Annotated in this window: 23 protein-coding genes; 4 read left to right on the top strand and 19 right to left on the bottom strand. The window is 68.2% G+C overall.

Features of this window, described 5'->3' with window-relative positions; genetic code table 11:
• Positions 1–38: 38 nt before the first annotated feature.
• The gene (locus VGC56_RS17410; protein ID WP_464126932.1) at positions 39–482 is read left to right on the top strand and encodes a DUF4112 domain-containing protein; all 444 of its coding nucleotides are present in this window, start codon (positions 39–41) and stop codon (positions 480–482) included.
• 4 nt (positions 483–486) lie between these two features.
• Here the strand turns inward: VGC56_RS17410 and VGC56_RS17405 are convergent, their stop codons facing one another.
• The 9 genes from VGC56_RS17405 to VGC56_RS17365 all read right to left on the bottom strand — a co-directional run bounded on the left by VGC56_RS17405 (position 487) and on the right by VGC56_RS17365 (position 8,902).
• Positions 487–894 (bottom strand): hypothetical protein, encoded by a 408-nt coding sequence (locus VGC56_RS17405; RefSeq protein WP_464126930.1) that lies wholly within the window; start codon positions 892–894, stop codon positions 487–489.
• A 62-nt stretch (positions 895–956) separates the two neighbouring features.
• On the bottom strand, positions 957–1,796 hold the full coding sequence (gene nadC / locus VGC56_RS17400) for a carboxylating nicotinate-nucleotide diphosphorylase (protein WP_464126928.1): 840 nt from the start codon (positions 1,794–1,796) through the stop codon (positions 957–959).
• Positions 1,793–3,907 (bottom strand): prolyl oligopeptidase family serine peptidase, encoded by a 2,115-nt coding sequence (locus VGC56_RS17395; RefSeq protein ID WP_464126927.1) that lies wholly within the window; start codon positions 3,905–3,907, stop codon positions 1,793–1,795. Before VGC56_RS17395 ends, nadC begins: the two co-directional genes overlap by 4 nt.
• Positions 3,908–4,092: 185 nt before the next feature.
• Positions 4,093–5,094, bottom strand: coding sequence for a quinolinate synthase NadA (nadA, locus tag VGC56_RS17390; protein WP_464126925.1), 1,002 nt, complete (start codon positions 5,092–5,094; stop codon positions 4,093–4,095).
• Complete coding sequence (locus VGC56_RS17385) at positions 5,091–5,816, bottom strand: DUF4230 domain-containing protein (RefSeq protein ID WP_464126924.1); 726 nt, start codon at positions 5,814–5,816, stop codon at positions 5,091–5,093. Before VGC56_RS17385 ends, nadA begins: the two co-directional genes overlap by 4 nt.
• Positions 5,801–6,655, bottom strand: coding sequence for an MBL fold metallo-hydrolase (locus VGC56_RS17380; protein ID WP_464126922.1), 855 nt, complete (start codon positions 6,653–6,655; stop codon positions 5,801–5,803). The genes VGC56_RS17385 and VGC56_RS17380 overlap by 16 nt, the downstream gene beginning before the upstream one ends.
• Positions 6,656–6,735: 80 nt before the next feature.
• Positions 6,736–7,161 (bottom strand): hypothetical protein, encoded by a 426-nt coding sequence (locus VGC56_RS17375; RefSeq protein WP_464126921.1) that lies wholly within the window; start codon positions 7,159–7,161, stop codon positions 6,736–6,738.
• Positions 7,158–8,504 (bottom strand): M56 family metallopeptidase, encoded by a 1,347-nt coding sequence (locus VGC56_RS17370; protein WP_464126919.1) that lies wholly within the window; start codon positions 8,502–8,504, stop codon positions 7,158–7,160. Before VGC56_RS17370 ends, VGC56_RS17375 begins: the two co-directional genes overlap by 4 nt.
• On the bottom strand, positions 8,501–8,902 hold the full coding sequence (locus VGC56_RS17365; protein ID WP_464126917.1) for a BlaI/MecI/CopY family transcriptional regulator: 402 nt from the start codon (positions 8,900–8,902) through the stop codon (positions 8,501–8,503). Before VGC56_RS17365 ends, VGC56_RS17370 begins: the two co-directional genes overlap by 4 nt.
• 320 nt (positions 8,903–9,222) lie before the next feature.
• Between VGC56_RS17365 and VGC56_RS17360 the strand changes: the two genes are divergently transcribed.
• A complete protein-coding gene (locus VGC56_RS17360; RefSeq protein ID WP_464126916.1) occupies positions 9,223–10,008 on the top strand; it encodes a hypothetical protein in 786 nt (261 codons plus the stop codon).
• A 21-nt stretch (positions 10,009–10,029) separates the two neighbouring features.
• Here VGC56_RS17360 and grxD read toward each other — a convergent pair whose 3' ends face one another.
• Genes grxD through VGC56_RS17345 form a run of 3 tightly spaced genes read right to left on the bottom strand, consistent with a single transcriptional unit; the run spans position 10,030 to position 10,957 of the window.
• Positions 10,030–10,359 (bottom strand): Grx4 family monothiol glutaredoxin, encoded by a 330-nt coding sequence (grxD, locus tag VGC56_RS17355; RefSeq protein WP_464126915.1) that lies wholly within the window; start codon positions 10,357–10,359, stop codon positions 10,030–10,032.
• Between the two features lie 33 nt (positions 10,360–10,392).
• A complete protein-coding gene (locus VGC56_RS17350) occupies positions 10,393–10,626 on the bottom strand; it encodes a BolA family protein (protein WP_464126913.1) in 234 nt (77 codons plus the stop codon).
• 4 nt (positions 10,627–10,630) lie between these two features.
• Positions 10,631–10,957, bottom strand: a complete 327-nt coding sequence (locus VGC56_RS17345) for a DUF1476 domain-containing protein (protein WP_464126911.1) — start codon at positions 10,955–10,957, stop codon at positions 10,631–10,633.
• 124 nt (positions 10,958–11,081) lie between these two features.
• Here VGC56_RS17345 and VGC56_RS17340 point away from each other — a divergent pair, with 124 nt between their 5' ends.
• Both VGC56_RS17340 and VGC56_RS17335 read left to right on the top strand, forming a co-directional pair.
• Positions 11,082–12,440 (top strand): DUF418 domain-containing protein, encoded by a 1,359-nt coding sequence (locus VGC56_RS17340; protein ID WP_464126909.1) that lies wholly within the window; start codon positions 11,082–11,084, stop codon positions 12,438–12,440.
• A 44-nt stretch (positions 12,441–12,484) separates the two neighbouring features.
• Positions 12,485–13,525 carry a DUF6624 domain-containing protein gene (locus tag VGC56_RS17335; protein ID WP_464126907.1) on the top strand — a complete coding sequence of 347 codons (1,041 nt, stop codon included), beginning with the start codon at positions 12,485–12,487 and terminating at the stop codon, positions 13,523–13,525.
• On the opposite strand, the gene VGC56_RS17330 is transcribed toward VGC56_RS17335, so the two are convergent.
• The 7 genes from VGC56_RS17330 to VGC56_RS17300 all read right to left on the bottom strand — a co-directional run.
• Positions 13,522–14,520 carry an NADPH:quinone oxidoreductase family protein gene (locus VGC56_RS17330; RefSeq protein WP_464126906.1) on the bottom strand — a complete coding sequence of 333 codons (999 nt, stop codon included), beginning with the start codon at positions 14,518–14,520 and terminating at the stop codon, positions 13,522–13,524. The genes VGC56_RS17335 and VGC56_RS17330 overlap by 4 nt on opposite strands.
• Positions 14,517–15,329: an N-acyl homoserine lactonase family protein gene (locus VGC56_RS17325; protein WP_464126905.1), complete on the bottom strand. Its 813-nt coding sequence runs from the start codon at positions 15,327–15,329 to the stop codon at positions 14,517–14,519. The genes VGC56_RS17330 and VGC56_RS17325 overlap by 4 nt, the downstream gene beginning before the upstream one ends.
• Positions 15,330–15,450: 121 nt before the next feature.
• Positions 15,451–15,927, bottom strand: a complete 477-nt coding sequence (locus VGC56_RS17320) for a hypothetical protein (protein WP_464126902.1) — start codon at positions 15,925–15,927, stop codon at positions 15,451–15,453.
• 73 nt (positions 15,928–16,000) lie between these two features.
• Positions 16,001–16,477 (bottom strand): hypothetical protein, encoded by a 477-nt coding sequence (locus VGC56_RS17315; protein ID WP_464126901.1) that lies wholly within the window; start codon positions 16,475–16,477, stop codon positions 16,001–16,003.
• Between the two features lie 51 nt (positions 16,478–16,528).
• Complete coding sequence (locus VGC56_RS17310; RefSeq protein ID WP_464126898.1) at positions 16,529–16,930, bottom strand: hypothetical protein; 402 nt, start codon at positions 16,928–16,930, stop codon at positions 16,529–16,531.
• A 267-nt stretch (positions 16,931–17,197) separates the two neighbouring features.
• Positions 17,198–17,833, bottom strand: a complete 636-nt coding sequence (locus VGC56_RS17305) for a CoA transferase subunit B (protein WP_464126897.1) — start codon at positions 17,831–17,833, stop codon at positions 17,198–17,200.
• Positions 17,833–18,523, bottom strand: a 691-nt coding sequence (locus VGC56_RS17300) for a CoA transferase subunit A (protein ID WP_464126896.1), incomplete at its 5' end; no start/stop codon positions are given. The genes VGC56_RS17300 and VGC56_RS17305, both read right to left, overlap by 1 nt.

Raw genomic sequence — 18,523 nt, 5'->3', positions numbered from 1 at the left:
TGGGTCCTGGACCCGAAAAAGGGTTCGAGGAGAGTAAGATGGCACAGGCGCAGAACCGGTTCGAGACGATCGCCAACCAGCTGCCTATCGGACGGGACGCGCTGTCGGTGCGCCGCCGGGTCGAGGCGATGGAGAAATTGCTCGAGCGGATGTTCGTCATCCCCGGCCTCAACCGCCAGGTCGGCCTCGACGTGGTGCTGGACCTGATCCCCGTCGCCGGCGACGTCGTTGCCGCCGCGCTCGGCGCCTGGATCGTCTGGGAAGCGCGCAACCTCGGCATGCCCAAATGGCACATCGCGCGCATGGCGGGGAATGTCGGCCTCGACTTCCTGCTCGGCGCCATCCCCTTCGTCGGCGCCATTCCCGATTTCTTCTTCCGCTCCAACTCGCGGAATTTGAAGATCATCAAGAGGTGGCTCGACAAGCACCACCCCGACACCAGCCTCGTCGAAGGCGAAGTGGTGCGGGGCCGCCTGCGCTAATTGCTCAGGCGGCCCGCCACTCGCGGAACCAGGTTCGCGAGGCGGGGACGAACAGGAACCAGAGCGCCACCAGCTGGAGGATGAGCTGCGCCGTGGACGCCCAGCCGAGCGGCCCGGAGCGCAGCATCCCCGGCAGCTTGGGCAGCGACATGACCAGCTCGGCAACGATGATCGCCGTGAACAGCCATTTGGCGACCGCATTGGCGCGTCGCGAGGCGAGCAGGATCAGCATCACCAGCAGCAGGACGTAGAGGATTGCGAGGATCATCACCGCCTCCTCGATGCCGGCGCCGCGGACGCTGGCGCTGACCGCTATCATCACCGAATTCCACGTCAGCGCCATGATGACGGCGCCAAGCGCGACGGCGGCAAGGGAAAGACCCTCGAACAAATTGATCGAACGCGGACGCATCGTGTCTCCCCTGGCTCCCGTTTGACCCATCCTAGCGTGCGCCGGACCCCACGCCAATTGCTTCAAAGCGGCTGGAAGTCGAGGCCGATATCGGCAGCAGGGGCGGATTGGGTGATACGGCCGACGGAGACGTAGGTGACGCCGCTCGCCGCCTTGGCGTGGATGGTCTCCAAGGTCACGCCCCCGCTGGCCTCCGTCGGCACTCGGCCGCCGACGCGCGCGACCGCCTCGGCCAGCACCGGCGGATCCATATTGTCGAGGAGCAGGTGGGTCGCCCCCGCGTCCAGCGCCGGTTCGATCTGGTCGAGCCGGTCGACCTCCACGATGGTCCTCGCGATGCCCGCCGCAACTGCGCGCCGAACCGCCTCGCCCACCGAACCGGCGACGGCGACGTGATTGTCCTTGATCATGGCCGCCTCCCACAACCCCATCCGGTGGTTCTCGGCCCCGCCCATCCGCGTGGCGTATTTCTCCAGCACCCGCAGGCCGGGGATGGTCTTGCGCGTGTCGAGCAGCACCGCGCCGGTACCCGCGATGGCGTCCACGTAGCGGCGGGTGAGGCTGGCGATTCCCGAGAGGTGCTGGACGACGTTCAGCGCCGACCGCTCGGCGGTAAGCATCGCCCGTCCTTTGCCGCTCAGCCGCAGCAACTCCGCACCGGCCGCGACGGTGGCGCCGTCCTCCGCCAGCCGCTCGATCTCCACACCGGCATCGAGGCTGCGGAAAAAAGCCTCGGCGATCGGCAGCCCCGCCACGACGATCGCCTCCCGGCTCGCCATCACGCCGCTGAACCGGGCGCCTTCCGGGATCACCGCGGCGGAGGTGATGTCCCCCGCCTCCCCCAGGTCCTCGGCCAGTGTCTCGCGGACGAAGCGCTCCAGATCAAACCCAGGCAGGCTCACTTGCCGCGCCCGCCAAGCTCCCGGTTGAGGAACACGGTGAGCAGAGCCGCGCGGTACGCGTCCTCCCGCCGGTCCGCCCCCACCGCGTGCCCGCCCTCCATATATTCGTGATAATAGACGCGGTTGCCGTAGGCCTGCAGCCGCGCCGCCATCTTGCGGGCGTGGCCGGGGTGAACGCGATCGTCCTTGGTCGAATTGTAGAACAGGACCGGCGGGTATTTTATGCCCGGCCGGATGTTCTGGTAGGGGGACGTCTTCGACAGGAAGGCCCAGTCCGCCGGTTTGTCGGGGTCGCCATATTCGTCCATCCACGACGCGCCGGCGAGGAGGTGCGAATAGCGCTTCATGTCGCCGAGCGGCGAGCCGGAGATGACCGCGCCATAGAGCTCGGGATGTTGGTTCACCGCCGCGCCGACCGTGACGCCGCCGTTCGAACGGCCGGAAATCGCGATCTTGCCGCGCGTGGTGATTCCGGTGCGGATCAGATCCTCGGCCACCGCCTGGAGATCGTCGAACACGCGCTGGTGCTTCTCGCGCAGCGCCGCATCGTGCCAGCGCGGTCCATATTCGCCGCCGCCGCGCAGATTGGCGAGGACATAGGCATTGCCCTCCTCGGCCCAGAACAGGCCGAGCGGCCCGGCCCGATAGGGCTCGCCGGTGAGGTAGGAAGGCGTCTGCGCCGCGCGGAAGCCGCCATAGGAGTGGATCAAAGCCGGGACCGGGCCGCTCATGCCTTTCCTCCGGACCAGGAAATAAGGGATGCGGGTGCCGTCGGCGGAGCGGGCGAAGCGCTGTTCGACGGTGAAGCGGCTGGCATCGAAACTCGCCGGCAGGCTCTGCACCAACCGCGGCGGCGCGGCGGGGGTCGCCGCGTAGAGCGACGGCGGGGTCAGCATGCCCTCGACTGTGACGAAGGCGAGGTCGCCCTTGGGAGAGGCCTCGATGAGGTGGACTGTGTTGTTGCGGGCAAGCGGCACGGCGGTGCGGCTCCAGACACCGTTCGCGCCGCGCCGCAGCGCGAAGAGCTTGCCGGAGACATCATCGAGCGCCTTGACCCAGAGCACGTTCTCGGAGGCGGTGACCTCCTCGATCGCCTGGCTCGGGGTCGGCGCCATCACCAGCTCCGGCGCGGAACTGCGTCCGGCGGCGATGTCGGCGAGCGGCCAGGCCACCACGGCACCCGCCGGGAAGGTGCGGCCGCCGGCGGTGAGAGGCGCGTTGAGCGAAACGATCATCCGCCCGCCGAGCACGTCGCGGAAATCGGCGTCGGCGGGCACCGGCACCTTCACCGGCCGCGTGCCCGCGAGCAGATAGAGGTCGCACGTCCAGAAGCTGCGCCCCCGCTCGACGAAGCTCCACCGCCGGCCGCCGTCCAGCACGGTGCGGGGGCCTACGCGCACGTCGGCTTTCTCGCCCGTGAGCACCGTCGGCGCGGCGGCGAGATCGGTGCCGCGCTTCCACAGCTTCACCACCCGCGGATAGCCGGAGGTGGTGAGGGATTCGGCCCCGTAGTCGGTCGCGACGAGCAACGTGTCGGCATCGACCCAGCTGACGTCGCTCTTCGCCGCCGGCAGCATGAACCCGCCCTCGACGAAGCGACCGCTGCCAAGGTCAAACTCGCGCACCACCGCCGCGTCCGTCCCGCCGGGGCTGAGCGAGACGAGGCAGCGGCGATACTCCGGCGCCAGGCAGTCGGCGCCGTGCCACACCCAGCTCTTCCCCTCCGCCTTGCCGAGGGCATCGACGTCGATCAGCACCCGCCATTGCGGCCTCCCCGCCACATAAGCGGCGAGCGGCGACACCCGCCACTGCCCGCGCGGATGGGCGGCGTCGCGCCACAGGTTCGCGACCTGGTCGCCGAATATGGCAGACGGCGCGGCGATCTGCCGCGGCTCGTCGAGGATCGCCTTGGCGCGGCTGCGATAGGTCTCGAAGCCCGGCTCCTTCGTCAGCACCGCCTCGGTCGCCGCATTCCACTGCCGCACCTGATCGAGCGCCCGCGCGCCCTCGATATCCTCGAGCCAGAGGTACGGGTCCTCAGGCGCCGTCAGTGGGGCGGCGGTGGCGGTGAGAGAGAGGAGGGCGGAGAGAGCGAGGATAGGACGGAGCAAGGTGGGGCCTCCGGGGAAAAGGTCAGCGACGACCTAACCGCTCCCCCACCATCATTCCAGCCACCCCGTCATCCCGGCGAAAGCCGGGATCTCCGTGAGCAGGCCTGGGCGGCCGCTTGCGCCGCTAGAGGCGCACGGCGGGTCTCCAGGAGATCGCGGCTTTCGGCCGGATGACGCAGTGCTTCTCAGTCCCCCGAAAACACCGGCCGGCCCACGTCGCCCTGCCCCACCGTCCGCCCGGCCATGTCCAGCATTCGGTCCAGCGAGGTCTTCGCCGCCAGCCGGAGTTCCTCGTCTAGCTCGATCCGCGGCTCGAGATCCCGGAGCGCCACGTAGAGCTTCTCGAGCGTGTTGAGGGCCATGTACGGGCACATGTTGCAATTGCAGTTTCCGTCCGCCCCCGGTGCACCGATGAACACCTTGTGCGGCGCCGCTTTCTCCATCTGGTGGATGATGTGCGGCTCGGTCGCGACGATCATCGTTTCGGACGGCGAGGCGAGGGCGAAATCGAGGATCGCCTTGGTCGAGCCGACCACGTCGGCATGGTCGAGGATGTGCCCCGGGCATTCGGGGTGGGCGAGCACCGGCGCTCCGGGATGCCGCGCCTTGAGCTTCAGCAGCTCGGTTTCCGAAAACGCCTCATGGACGATGCAGACGCCGGGCCACAGCAGCATGTCGCGACCGGTCTTGCGGGCGAGCCAGCCGCCGAGATTCTTGTCGGGGCCGAAGATGATCTTCTGGTCCTTCGGGAGCTGGGCGAGGATCGTTTCCGCCGATGAGCTCGTCACGATGATGTCGGAGAGCGCCTTCACCGCCGCCGAGCAATTTATGTAGGTGAGCGCGATATGGTCCGGATGGGCCTCGCGGAAGCGGCGGAACTGGTCGGGCGGGCAGCTGTCCTCGAGGCTGCAGCCCGCCGCCATGTCGGGCAGGATCACGATCTTCGACGGCGACAGGATCTTCGCCGTCTCGGCCATGAAGCGGACGCCGCAAAAGGCAATAACGTCGGCGTCCGTGGAAGCCGCCTTGCGTGACAGATCGAGGCTGTCGCCGACGAAATCGGCAAGGTCCTGCAGCTCCGGCGCCTGGTAATAATGGGCGAGGATCACGGCGTTGCGTGTCCGGCGCAGCCGGTCGATCTCGGCGAGGAGGTCGAGCCCGCGGAGGCTCTGCGTCGGTGCGGTCATTGGCTGTTTCCCACTTGCGCGGCGGGCGGTCCCGCCTGCCGGTCGCTCAAGGCGTTTTCGAGGCGGCGGGGCCGATCGAGAAAGGCCGCCTCCTCCTTCCCCGCCGGGTCCACGAACCGTACCGCGACGCTCGCGTCAACCCCTGCAGCGCGCAGCGGCAGGGCAAAGCCGTTCGCCACCAGCCGCATCGCGGCGGTGCGGGCCGCAGTCAGCGCGGCTGGGGCGCGGGCCTGGCGGACCAGGTCGTCGGCCGCCGCCTTGCGGTTGGCCTCGTCGAGCGCCTTCTCGGCCCCCGACAGCGCCATGACCAGCCCGCCCTCGGCCTGCTCGCGCGCGTCCGCCGGCTCGACGGCGGGGCCGGAGAGTTCGAGCGGCGGCAGGGTGACAGTGAGGGTACGGGTCGGCGCGTCCCAGGCGAGATCGCCGCGGCGCAGGCGGGTGAGGTCGAGTCCGTAGCGGACGGTGCCGGGCAGGGTCAGCGTCTTCGACGCGGTGAGCCCGAGTTTGCTGTCCCGCGCCGTCACCACCGCCACGTAGCGCGCGGAATAAGGCACCACCCGCCCCTCGTCCCGCAGCGCCAGCAGCGCGGCGTCGGCGACGGCCGCGGCGTCGCTCTTCGCGGCGGAAGGCGCGCTGGCATGCGGGCGGAGCAGCAGGCCCGCGATCAGCCCGACGACCAGAGCCGGAACGGCCCAAAGGAGCGGCCTCAGGCGCGGGTCCATCGTCCCGCCTCCTCGCGCACCAGGCCGCGCCGCTTGAGATCGATCAGATGGGCGAGCACCGATCGCTCCGCTGCTGGGTGCAGCCTCGGGTCGATGTCGCGATAAAGGTCGGCGACGATGGCGGATATCCATCCCTCCCCCGCCGCCAGCCGGGCGAGGACCTGGCCTTCGCGCTGGTGGCGGTGGGAGATGAGGCGGCGGACATGGTCGTGCGCGTCCGCGATCGCGGGGCCATGGGTCGGATAGTAAAGCTGCTCGGGCCGGGCGAGGAGCTTGTCGAGACTGGCCATATAGGCCGCCATGTCGCCGTCCGGCGGCGCGACGACGCTGGTCGACCAGCCCATGACATGGTCGCCGCTGAACAGCGCCCCTTGCCCCGCGAGCGCGAAGCACAAATGGTTGGATGTGTGCCCCGGAGTGGCGATCGCCTCCAGTATCCAACTTTCGCCTTCCAGCCTTTCGCCGTCGGCGAGCACGCGGTCGGGGCGATAGTCGAGGTCGAAGGCCGCGTCCGTGGGCGGGCCGTCATCCTCGACGAAGAGGGCGGTGCAGCCGACGATGGGGGCGCCGGTCGCGGCCTGGAGGGCGCGGCTGGCGGGGCTGTGGTCGCGGTGGGTGTGGGTGCAGACGATGGCGGCGACCGCCTCGTCTTGGACCGCGGCCAGGAGGTTGGCGATGTGGCCGGGCTCTTCAGGGCCGGGGTCGATGACGGCCACACTGCCCGAGCCGACGATGTAGGTCTGGGTGCCGGTATAGGTGAAAGGCGACGGGTTGGGCGCGAGGAGGCGCCGCAGGTTCGGCCCGAGCCGCTCGATCGTCGCAGGGGCCCCGCCGTCCATCCTCGCCATGTGGCACTGCGGAGACCAGTTTTGAAGGGCGTGGGGACAGCGGCCTCACTGTCCCCGCTTCGGGCGGGCGATTACTGCCCGCTGCGGGCCTTTTCGATCACCTCGCGCAGGGCCGCGGTCACCTTCGCCTTCTGCTCGGCGCTGAGGTCGTCGCGGGCTTCGAGGCGGCTCAGCACATGTTCCAGCTTCTCGACCCGCTCGGCGGACGAGAGCTGCGTGTTGCCGCAGACGAGGATACGGGTGCGCTGGCGGCCGTCGGCGCTGGTCTGGTCGACTTCGTCCTTGGTGCCCGCGCAATTGCCGTTGAGATCGGCGCCGTCCTCGAGCCGGAAGCGATGCACCGCGGCCGCGTCGCCATGCTCGCCGGCATGGTCGCCGGCGCGCTCGATGATGACGATCTTCTCGCTCTTCCTCTCGGGCGCGTCCTGGGCCGAGGCGGCCGGTGCGAGGGCCAAAGCGGCGGCGAGCGCGGCGCCGGTCAGGCAAAGCATCTTCATTGGTCATTCTCCCCTTCTGGTTTTCTGAAATGGACGCGGAAGATCATTGTCTGGTGCAGCGCGCCGTCGGCGTCGGCCAGCTGGATCGTCTCGCCCCCGCTGCCGCTGCGGGCGATTGCGAGGGCGATCGCCCGCTCGATCTGCGCGGCGCGCGCCGGATCGACATGGCCGCTGCGATAGACGAACCGGGTCGCGTGGACGACGCGGATCACCGGCGGCTGCGGCGCGAGGGCGGATTCGGGCGCGACAAAGGTTTCGGGCGCAGGCGGCGCATCCGCCTCGGCAAGGCGCACCGCCTCCGGCTCGGCCGGTTGCGGAGCCGGGGTGGCGGCCTCGGGAGCCGCTTCTACCGAGACCTTGGCGTGGCGACGCGCCTGCGGGACAGGGGCCGGCTTGGGAGCGGGCGCCGCCACGGCGCGTAATGCCAGGCGCGGCGCGGCCGGTGCGGCATTGGGCGCACGGCTGCCGCCGATTGCGAAGCCGGCGAGGCCGATGAGCAAAGCCGCGGCAAAGCCTCCCGCGCTGCGCAGCGGGCTGGCGCGGTGGCGGGCGACCATCTTCAGCCGGCGCTTCAGGCCGCGCACGTCGCTCATCGGGCAGGCGGCGACGAGGCCGGGCGCCGTCGCGGCCTTCACCAAGGCGCGGGCATAGTCGCAGCGCTCGCCGGCGCTGGCGCGGGCGGCGACGGCGGCGTCGCAGGCCAGTTCCTGGTCGGCGCGAAAGGCGCGGAAGGCGATCCATGCGATAGGGTTGAACCAGTTGGCCGCCAGCACCAGCAGCGCCGCGACGTTCCACCACAGGTCGCCGCGGACGTGGTGGGTACGCTCATGCTCCATCGCGAGGCGCCGCTCGGCGGGGCTGTAGCGGCGGCTGAAATCGGTGGGGACGACGATGAGGCGCCGCACCAGCCCGAGCGCCACCGGCCCCTCGACGACACGGCTGACGAAGGTGGCGATGCCCTCGTAGAAAGGCGGCCGCGCAGGCCGTGCATCCCCGGCGAGGCGGCGCAAAAAGGCGCGGTAGCCGAGCCATTGCAGGATGAGGAATATGACCGCGCCCCCGGCCCATGATGCGAGCATGAACGGGATCCACTGCCCTGGCCCGGCCGAAGCCGGCGGAAGCGCGGTCACTCCGCCCGCCGGCGGGATGAAACCGGCGGGTGAACGGATAAGGTCGAGGCTCACCAGCCCGAGCGGCGGCAGCACCAGCCGCGCCGCGGGGATCAGCCACAAGGCGTAAGCCCAGCCTGCGCCGAACAGCCGTGCGACGAGGCCGCGGAGCGCCAGCACCAGCAGCATCGCCGCGGTGACGGCGAGGAAGGTGCCGCCGAGCCAGGCGCTCACGACTTCAGCTCCTTCAGGATGGCCTCGATCTCGGCGATATCCTCGGCGCTCAACCTGTCGCTCGCGGCAAGCTGGGCCACCAGCGGCGTCAGGCGGCCGCCGAACATGCGGTCGATCAGCCGCCCGGATTCGGCGGCGACATAGGCGTCGCGGGCCACGGCGGGGCGGTAGAGGTAGCGGCGGCCGTCCTGCTCATGCGCGAGCAGGCCCTTGCCGAGCAGCCGCGACAGCATGGTCTTGACGGTGGCGAGGCTCCAGCCCCGCTCCGTCGGCACGCGCTCGGCGACCTCGGCTGCGGTGAGCGGCGCCGTCTCCCACAGCACTTCCATGACGGCGTATTCGCCCTCGGCGATGCGCTCCACGGCACGTCCTCCCTTATTGACTACAGATGTAATCATTGCGCGGGTGAACGGCGGATGAATGTCTCCGGCGCTCCTCCCAAGGGGTGTCGGCGCGCTTTACACGGGGGGAGAGAGGTTAATTTGCGTGCACCATCGCAAGCCGCGGAAATCCGCCACTGGCACGCTCTGGCACGGCTCCTGTATCTCTCTCTGCGTCCACAACGCTTCAGGGGGTGGGCCGGCTGCTTTTCTGGTCGCGCCGCCCACCCCCAAAGCAACAGAAGCGGCTCTCGCCCCAACGAGAGCCGCTTCTTTTTTGCACGCGGGACATTTCGGAGCCGTTCCGATATGCAGCCGCGAGCGGAGGGGGAATCGCGATGAGCGTAGCTGAGGAGCGGCGTGCGGGTGGCGCCTGGGCCCTGCCGAAGCGGAAGCGCTTCGTCGCCCACCACAAGCGCGACCGGACCTTCTTCCTGCTGTTCCTCGCCGCCTGCTGGCTCGGCGTCGTGATGGGCTTCTCGCCCGCCGTCGCCAAGCGCTGGGCCGGCCACGCCGCTTATCCAGCGCCGCTCATCCTCCAGGTCCACGCCTTCGCCTTCGGGGCGTGGCTCCTGCTGCTGAGCGCGCAGATCGCCCTCGTGCGCGTGCGGCAGGTGAAGGTGCACCAGAGCCTCGGCCTGATCGGCGTCGGCCTCGTTCCCTTGATGACGGTCACCGCCCTCGCCGCCGAAATCTATTCGCAGCGTTTCCACGTCGCCCATCCGCCGAACAATTACGCCTTCTTCATCCTGCCGATCTTCTACGCGCTCGGCTTCGGCGTGCTGGCCGGCGCCGGCCTCGTCCGCCGCAAGGACCCGGCCGCGCACAAGCGCCTGATCCTGCTCGCGACGAGCATCATCGTCGGCGCAGCTTATGCGCGCTGGTGGGGCGACCCCCTCACCGCCCGCTTCGGCGACGGCTATGTCGGAATGCTGGTCAACACCTTCGCCGGCACCAACCTGCTGCTGCTCGGCGCCGCGCTCTACGACTACGCCACCCGCCGGCGGCTCCACCGCGTCTATGAGATCGGAGTGCCGGCGATTTTGCTCTGCGAGATCGCGACGAGCTTCGTCTACCACTCCCCCGCATGGCTTCCGGTCGCCGCCATCCTCGTCGGACGCTGAGGCGGCGACTCCACCGGAAGGTCAGCCGGCCTTCGCGACCTGCTTGTCGGTGAGGAGCTGCTGGAGCTCGCCGGCTTCGTACATCTCCATCATGATGTCGGAGCCGCCGACGAACTCGCCCTTCACGTAGAGCTGGGGGATGGTCGGCCAGTCCGAATAGGCCTTGATGCCCTGGCGGATCTCGCCGTCCTGGAGCACGTCGACGGTCTCGTAGCCAACGCCGAGATGGTCGAGGATTGCAATCGCCCGGCTCGAAAAGCCGCATTGCGGGAAGAGCGCGGTGCCCTTCATGAACAGGACGACGTCGTTGGAACGGACGAGTTCGTCGATGCGGGTGGTGGCGTCGGTCATGGCAATCCTCGTGCGCCCGGCGATCGGGCCCTTCTAATCTGGGGTGGCGGTGGTGAGCTGCAAGGCGTGGAGCGCGCCGCCCATGCGGCCGCCGAGCGCTTCGTAGACCTTCTGGTGCTGGCGGATCCGCGGCAGCCCACGAAAGCTCTCCGCAACGACGCGGGCGGCATAATGGTCGCCGTCGCCGGCAAGATCGGTGATCTCGACCCGCGCGTCCGGGATGCCTTCCAGGATCAGCGCCTCGATCTCGTCCGCCGCCATCGCCATCGGATCAGCCCTGCGATTCCATCAGCTGGCGCCGCGCCTCGACCATCTTGTGGGCGAGCGCCTCGCGGATGCGGTTCTCGTCGCACTCGACCCCGGCGGAGGTGAGGTCGCCGAGCAGCTTCCTGACCACGTCCTCGTCGCCCGCTTCCTCGAACTCGGCGCGGATCACGTCCTTGGCATAAGCGTCGGCCTCGGCCTCGCTCAGCCCCATCAGCCGCGCCGCCCAGGCGCCGAGCAGCCGGTTGCGGCGGGCGAGGATGCGGAACTGCATCTCCTCGTCGCGGGCGAACTTCGCCTCGAACCCTTTTTCGCGGTCGTCGAACGTCGTCATCGTGCGGCTCCTCGTGAACCCGCGAGATAGGGAGGCGCGCCGCCCCCGTCCAGCGAGCAGTTGCCTTCGCCCGGCGCGCGGGGCAAAGTGCGCGCCGTCCAGACATTGCAAACGGGGGTTGGCAGTGACGGAGACCAGAACCTACCCGATCGAGCGGATCGGCGGCACCGACCGCATCGCGTCGCTCGACGTCCTGCGCGGCGTCGCCATCCTCTTCATCCTGTTCATGAACATCCCTTGGATGGGCTATTACGCGCCCACCATCGGCGATCCGCGGCTGGTCAGCTGGACCGGCTTCGACCGCATGGCCTTCGGCTGGATGATCGGCCTGTGGGGCACCCAGCGGGGCCTGCTCGAAATCCTGTTCGGCGTGGGGATCATGATCATGGCTCGGCGGGCGATGACGGCGGACGCGCCGGTGGCGATCGCCGACCTCCATTACCGGCGCAACTGGCTGCTGATCGTCTTCGGTCTGTTCAACGCCCTGGTGCTGCTGTGGGGCGGCGACATCCTCCTCCCCTATGGAATGACGGCGTTGATGCTGTTCCAGTTCCGGCTTTTGAAGGTGCCGACCAAGCTCCTCCTCGCCCTCCTCTTCCTGCTCGGTGCCATGGGCTCCGGCGTGAACAGCTACGTCCAGCGGGCCGAGGCGCGCGATGCGGCGGCTGAGGTCGCGGCGGCGAAGGCGGCCCACCGGCCGGTGGCCAAGGAACTCGCCGAGGCCGCGGCGCCCTGGGACAAGGCGGTCAAGAACGCCGTCCCGTTCGCGCAGAACCCCGAGAAGCAGAAGGCGGTCGAGAAGGTCCATGCCACCCGCATGGGCCCGTTCGGCGCCTACGCGCTCGGCGCCTGGGGCGACTGGGCGGAGATGTATCAGGCGCCCGGTTTCTTCGCGACCCTGGCCGAGATTGCGGGGACGATGCTGCTCGGCATGGCGCTGTTCGAACTCGGCATCCTCCAGGGCAGGGCGCGACGATCAGCCTATGTCGCGCTCCTGCTCGTCGGCTACGGTATCGGCATTCCGATGCGCATCTGGGGCTATCAGGAGATTCTGCTCTTCTCGCCGGAGCCGAAAATCTGGTGGTTCAGCCAGGACATATCCCGCATCGCGATGACGCTCGGCCATATTGGGCTCATCCAGCTGCTCCTGCTGAACGGGCCGGGCCGGGCCTTGCTCTGGCCCTTCCAGGCGGCGGGGCGGATGCCGCTCACCACCTACCTCTTCCCCTCGTTCCTGACGATGTGGCTGCTGTTCCCCGGCTTCGGGCTCGGCCTTCACGGCCGCTGGGGCTTCGGCGGCCTAATGACCTGCGCGGCGATCATCATCGCGGGCGAAGTGGTCGCCACCAACCTGTGGATGCGCTGGTACGAGACCGGCCCGATGGAATGGCTGTGGAAAGGCCTCGCCTATGGCCGCCGGATGCCGTTCCGCAGGCGGCCCGCCGAGGTGTCGCTGCCGACGGACGCAGTGCCCGCCGAATAGCGTCAGGCTGGACACGCCCAAGCGAAGTCGGCGATGCTCGACCGATGCCGGTTCTCCTCGCTCTGCTCGCCGCCGCTGCACTGCCACCCGCGCCGCCCCGGTTTGCGCTGGCCTGGGCCGCGGCACCGGCCGCCACGGCTGCGAGCCTCGACCCGGTCCGCGGCGCCCTTCCGGGTGCCTCGGACGCGGAGGCCACCGCCTGGCGCGATCTCAAGGCCTATGCGGATGCGTGCATTCTCAAGTCGGCCGAGGCGACCCGGACCGAGCTGCGTGCGCTCGGCTACGAGCCGACGGCCCTCTCCTCCGGCGCCTATACGGACCGGACGTGCCGCGCCGCGCAGGGTCTGCTGGTGGTGCGCGCCCAGTACGACACATGGGAGGCGTTTGCCGCCGCGCGGCGTGAAGCCTGGCCCGCCTTCGCCGCTTACCGCGCCGCAGTCCGCAATGCCGAGAGCGTCGCCCAAAATCGCGTCGAGGCAGTATCGGACGGGAAGGCGGCCGCGGCGCCTCTCGGGGAGCGGCTGGCGGCGCGGGTGGTGGGCGAGCAGGTCCTCCGCCTCGCCTCCGCAGACCTATCGGGGGACGATGGCCCCAGCCCACCGGTCACCGAGCAGGTGTCGGCGGGCGCCCGGCCCCTCCTCGAAGCCTTGCTGTCCGTCGAGACCGCCCGCCACGACGAGCGCAACACCGATTGGCTGCGCGCCGAGGTCGAGCGCTCCGGCTGGCCCGCCCGCAGCACCGTCGGCGGCGCCGGGGCCGAAGCGGCGTGGCTGCTCGTCCAGCACGCCGACCATGACCCCGCCTTCCAAGCGCGGATGCTCAAGCTGATGGCGCCGCTCGCCGCGCGCGGCGACGTGCCGCGGCGCAATTACGCCTTTCTCTACGACCGGGTGATGATGAAGGTCGCCGGACGCCAGCGCTACGCGACCCAGTATCGCTGCGAGAACGGGCACTACCGGCCGGCCGCGCTCGAGGATCCGGCGCGGGTCGAGGCGCTTCGCGCGGAGGCAGGGCTCGGCACGGTCGCCGAGAATACCGCCCGGATCGAGCGGCTCTACGGCAGAAGCTGCGCGGCGGGCGACTAGCCGACGGTCACCACAAGCTTCCCCACCGCCTTGCGCGCGGCCATCCAGGCTATCGCTTCGGCGCCCTGCTCCAGTGGCCAGGTGCGGCTGACTTTCGGGGCGACCTTCCCTTCGTCCCACAGGCGGAACAGGGTGGCGATGTGCGCCGCGTTCGCCTTCGGGTCTCGGGCGGCGAAGGCCCCCCAAAAGACGCCGCAGACGTCGCAGCTCTTGAGCAAGGTGAGGTTGAGCGGCAGCTTTGGAATGCCGGCCGGGAAGCCGACGACGAGGTAGCGCCCCTCCCACGCGATCGCCCGCAGCGCCGGCTCGGCATAGTCGCCGCCGACCGGATCGTAGACGATGTCGGCGCCGTTCGGACCTACGGCATCCTTGAACAGCTGGGCGAGCGCCTTCGAACCCTCCTTGTCGAACGGTCCGCGCGGATAGACGAGGGTTGCGTCGGCGCCCGCCTCGCGGGCGACCTCGGCTTTCTCATCCGACGAGACTGCGGCGACGACCCGCGCGCCATAAGCCTTGCCAAGTTCGACCGCCGCCAGCCCGACACCGCCCGCCGCGCCAAGCACCAGCAGGGTCTGCCCCGCCTGCAGCCGGCCGCGGTCGAGCAACGCGTGGATCGATGTCGCGTAGGTGAGGATCAGCGCCGAACCATCCTCGAAGCTGCGCTCGGACGGCAGCGGCAGCGCCATCGCGGCGGCGACCACCACTTTCTCCGCCAGGCCGCCATGGCCGATCATCGCGATCAGCCGGTCTCCTTCGCGCCAACCCGAGACCGCCTCCCCGACAGCCTCGACCACGCCCGCGATCTCGCCGCCCGGCGCGAAGGGCCGCGGCGGCTTGAACTGGTATTTGTCCTCGATGATGAGGACGTCCGGATAGTTGATCGCGCAGGCCTTCACCCGCACGAGCAGCTGGCCCGGGCCGGGTGCCGGGTCCGCCACCTCCTCCAGCACCAGCGTCTCCGGCCCTCCCGGCGCCCTCGACAGCAAGGCCTTCATCGCGCCGCCTCCGGAAACAGCGGGAGCTTGGCCACGTCCGCGGGCTCGTGCTGGATGATCACCTTGGCGTGGAGGTTGCGGGCGATCGCCTCGAACCGCGCCATCGACGCCACCGTCTGGCTGCGGCTGGTGTTGAAGCCCGGCACCCCGCCGCTCGTCCGGTTCTCGGTGAAATGGTAGAGATCGCCCGACAGCAGCACCGGCCCCGTCTTGGGCAGCCGCACGAGCAGGCTGTGGTGGGCCTCGGTATGGCCCGGCATGTCGAGCATGACGACGCTGCCGTCGCCGAACACGTCGCGGTCGCCTGTCACCCGCTCGACCCTGCCGCCGGCGCCGAGCCACGGCGCGATACGGTCGGACTTGCGCTCCTTCAGCGTCTCGAAATCGCCGGCGCCGATCAGCAGGCTGGCCTTCGGGAAGAGCGGAAGCTGGCCGGTATGATCGTCATGGCGGTGGCTGATCCCGACATAGGTCACCTGCTCCGGCCGCACGCCGATGCGGGCCAACTGGGCGGGAAGCGTCGTCTTCATGCTGGCGGTGAACGGCCCGTCCGTCTCGCTGTGCCCGGCAAGCTCGGCTGGAAAGCCGGTGTCCCAAAGCAGATACTGCCCGCCATGGCGGATCAGGTAGCAGCTGTCGGTCAGCGTCTTGGTGCGGCCGGTATAGGCGTAAGTGTCGGAGAAGGTGTTGAGGTCGCTGACGACGACGCTGCCGCAATCAAGACGCCACAGCACGATGTCGGCGGGCGGCGCGTTAAAACCGCTCGCGGCGAGCCACGCGACAGCAAGTGCGATTGACCTGCGCGTCATCGGCAATTCCCCTTCCACGGCCGGCCATAAGCGGGATCGCTGCCGAACGGCAATGGCGACCCCCCAGCGCCTTATACGGGACGTAGAGAACATGCGCAGCGGTGCCAGCCTTGCCCTGCCGCTACCAAGCGGAGACAGAGGCCGAGAAATTGACGAAATATTGTCCGCCTTTGAATCCAGCGGCGGCGACCAGCAACTGGATCTGATAGGTCTGGGAGCCGGCTTGAGTAGCCTGCCCGATCCAGTAGCTGCCGGCCGGCTGGTCGGGGAGCGCGGGCTGCACCGCGGGAAATCCCGCGGAGCCAAAGATGCTGCCCTGCGACACATTGAAGCCCGTGATAATCACCGTGTCGCCCCGGCTGGGGTCGATGGCCAAGGAATTCCAGCCGATCTTCGAACCAGTGGGCACCACTGAGCAAAGTTCCATCGTGGCTTCGCCGGTGCTGCCGTTCGTCACCTGATTGTCGAACATGTAGATGCCGCTCTCCACCTGACCCGCATTGGCCACGACGAACGCGGTGTCGATGGCGATGACGATCGACGCGGAAGGATCGACCCGAATGGGCGTACCTCTCTTACGCCCTGTTCGAAACGTCATTGCCCTGAACCTTTTGGAGAGACTGGCCGCTGCCGAGCCTTCGTCGACAGCGGCGGGTGTCGGGAGACAAGGATCAGTTCGACGTCAGGTAGGGATTCCAGTTGATAACGTATTGGGTGGGATGAAGGCCGCCCATCGTGACCAACAACTGGATCTGGTAGGTCTGGGCGCCGGCTTGAGTAGCCTGCCCGATCCAGTAGCTGCCGGCCGGCTGGTTCGCGAGCGCGGGCTGCACTTCCGGAAAGCCCGCCGAGCCAAAGACGCTGCCCTGCGACACGTTGAAGCCCGTGATGATGACCGTGTCGCCGTGGCTGGGGTCGATCGGAACGCTCTCAAACCCGATCAGCGAGCCGTTCGAGACAACAGTGTTAAGTTCCATGCTGCCTTCGCCGCTGCTGCCGTTGCTGACCTGATTGTCCATCATGCTCACTCCGGCGCTGATGTTCACGCCTTGCTGCTGACTGACGTAGGCCGTGTCGACGGCGACGATGATTGAAGCATCCGGTTGGAGCAGGCTCTGGCGCGTGCCAAGGGTTGCAGTGTTGGCCATGACGGCCTCCTTTCGATTTGGGGAAGCCCGCGGAGCGGGGAAGCAGGGGGGTTATTGTACCGAGATGGACGGATTGACGGTACATTGAACGAGAGACCCTCCCGTTTGCGTCACGATCAGGTCGATAGAGTAACTGTCCGTGCCTGCTGCCGCGGCGGTGCCGACGAACACACCGGTACCGTCGTTTTCCGGCTGACCCGCTGATCCCCAGACGGGGCTGCTGCCGATCGCATTAAGCTTCGGCTTCGGCAACGTACTGGTTGGATCGATGTTATAGATGCTCCAGTAAACCTTGGAGCCCTGCGGGACGCCGGTAGTCAATGTGGCAGTCCCTTCGCTGCTTGGCTGACTGCCTGGTTCGTCCGTTCGGTTGTCCACAAGGTAAATACCGGCGGTCGACCCGGTTTGAACCGCATTCGTATCGACCCAGACCTGGATATATGCAGTCGCCATCGTACAGCCCTCCGTGAAGGTGGTTTATTCAGGGTTACAGGTGGCCGCTCGTTTGAATCATTAACAGCGAATCGAGCACAACTCGATTTATTGCATATCAAAGGTCAATTAACTACGCTGTATTCCGGAAATTGATCCATTTTATCTTTGAATGCATCCGTTGTGCACAGCATATAGGGGACAGCCGTCACTGCGACCGATTTAGGGCGTTCGCTTGGTTGCCGGTGCTGACGTGGTTCTTCTATCGCAGGCGCACAGACCGTGGCGTCACTGCGTATACGTTGCGCTCGTCTTCCCGCGTACTTCCTCCGCGGCAACGCCGGGCGCCAGCTCGATCAGCCGGAACGGGCTCTGGTGGTCCGGCCGCTGGAAGACGGCGAGATCGGTGATGATCATGTCGACGACGTTCTTCCCCGTCAGCGGCAGCGTGCATGCCGGAATGAACTTCGGGTCGCCGCTCTTGGCATTATGCTCCATCACGACGATGATCTTCTTGACGCCGGCGACGAGGTCCATCGCCCCGCCCATGCCCTTCACCATCTTGCCCGGGATCATCCAATTGGCGATGTCGCCATTCTCGGCCACCTCCATCGCGCCCAGGACGGTGAGGTCGATATGGCCGCCGCGGATCATCGCGAAGCTCTGCTCGGAGCCGAAATAGCTCGACGAGGGGAGCTCGCTGATCGTCTGCTTGCCGGCGTTGATCAGGTCCGGATCGACCTCGTCGTCATAGGGAAACGGGCCGATTCCGAGCATCCCGTTCTCGCTCTGCAGAGTGACCTCCATCCCCGCCGGGATGTTGTTGGCGACCAGCGTCGGGATGCCGATGCCGAGATTGACGTAATAGCCGTCGCGAAGCTCCTTGGCGGCGCGGGCGGCCATCTGGTCGCGGGTCCAGGCCATTATGCCGCCTCCCGCTGCCGCACGGTGCGGAACTCGATCTTCTTCTCGTAGGGCGCGCCGAGGATCATGCGCTTCACGTAGATCGAGGGGAGATGGATGCAGTCCGGGTTCAGGCTGCCCACGGGCACGATCTCCTCGACCTCGGCGACGGTCATGTGGCTGGCCGTGGCCATCGGCTGGTTGAAGTTGCGGGCGGTCTTGCGGAAGACGAGGTTGCCGCTCTCGTCGGCCTTCCAGCCCTTGACGATGGCGAGGTCGGCGCGGATGCCGCGCTCCAGGATATAATCCTCGCCGTCGAAATTCTTCACCTCCTTGCCGTCGGCGACCTGGGTGCCGACGCCGGTCTTGGTGTAGAAGCCCGGAATGCCCGCCCCGCCGGCACGGCAGCGCTCTGCCAATGTGCCCTGGGGGCAGAATTCGACCTCGAGCTCGCCCGCCAGATATTGCCGCTCGAACTCCTTATTCTCGCCGACATAGGAGGAGATCATCTTGCGGATCTGGCGGGTGCGGAGCAGCTTGCCGAGCCCCTCATTGTCGATCCCGGCATTGTTCGCGGCGATCGTCAGGTCCTTGACGCCGCTCGCCTGGATCGCCTCGATCAGCCGCTCGGGGATTCCGCACAGGCCGAAGCCGCCCGCGGCGATGGTCATGCCGTCGGTCAGCAGCCCGTTAAGCGCGGCCTCCGCATTG

The sequence above is a fragment of the Allosphingosinicella sp. genome (genome assembly GCF_036403745.1).
In the GTDB taxonomy this organism is placed as follows: domain Bacteria; phylum Pseudomonadota; class Alphaproteobacteria; order Sphingomonadales; family Sphingomonadaceae; genus Allosphingosinicella.
Note: the sequence above shows the minus strand (reverse complement) of the source record. Positions and strands in the feature narration are given on the sequence as shown.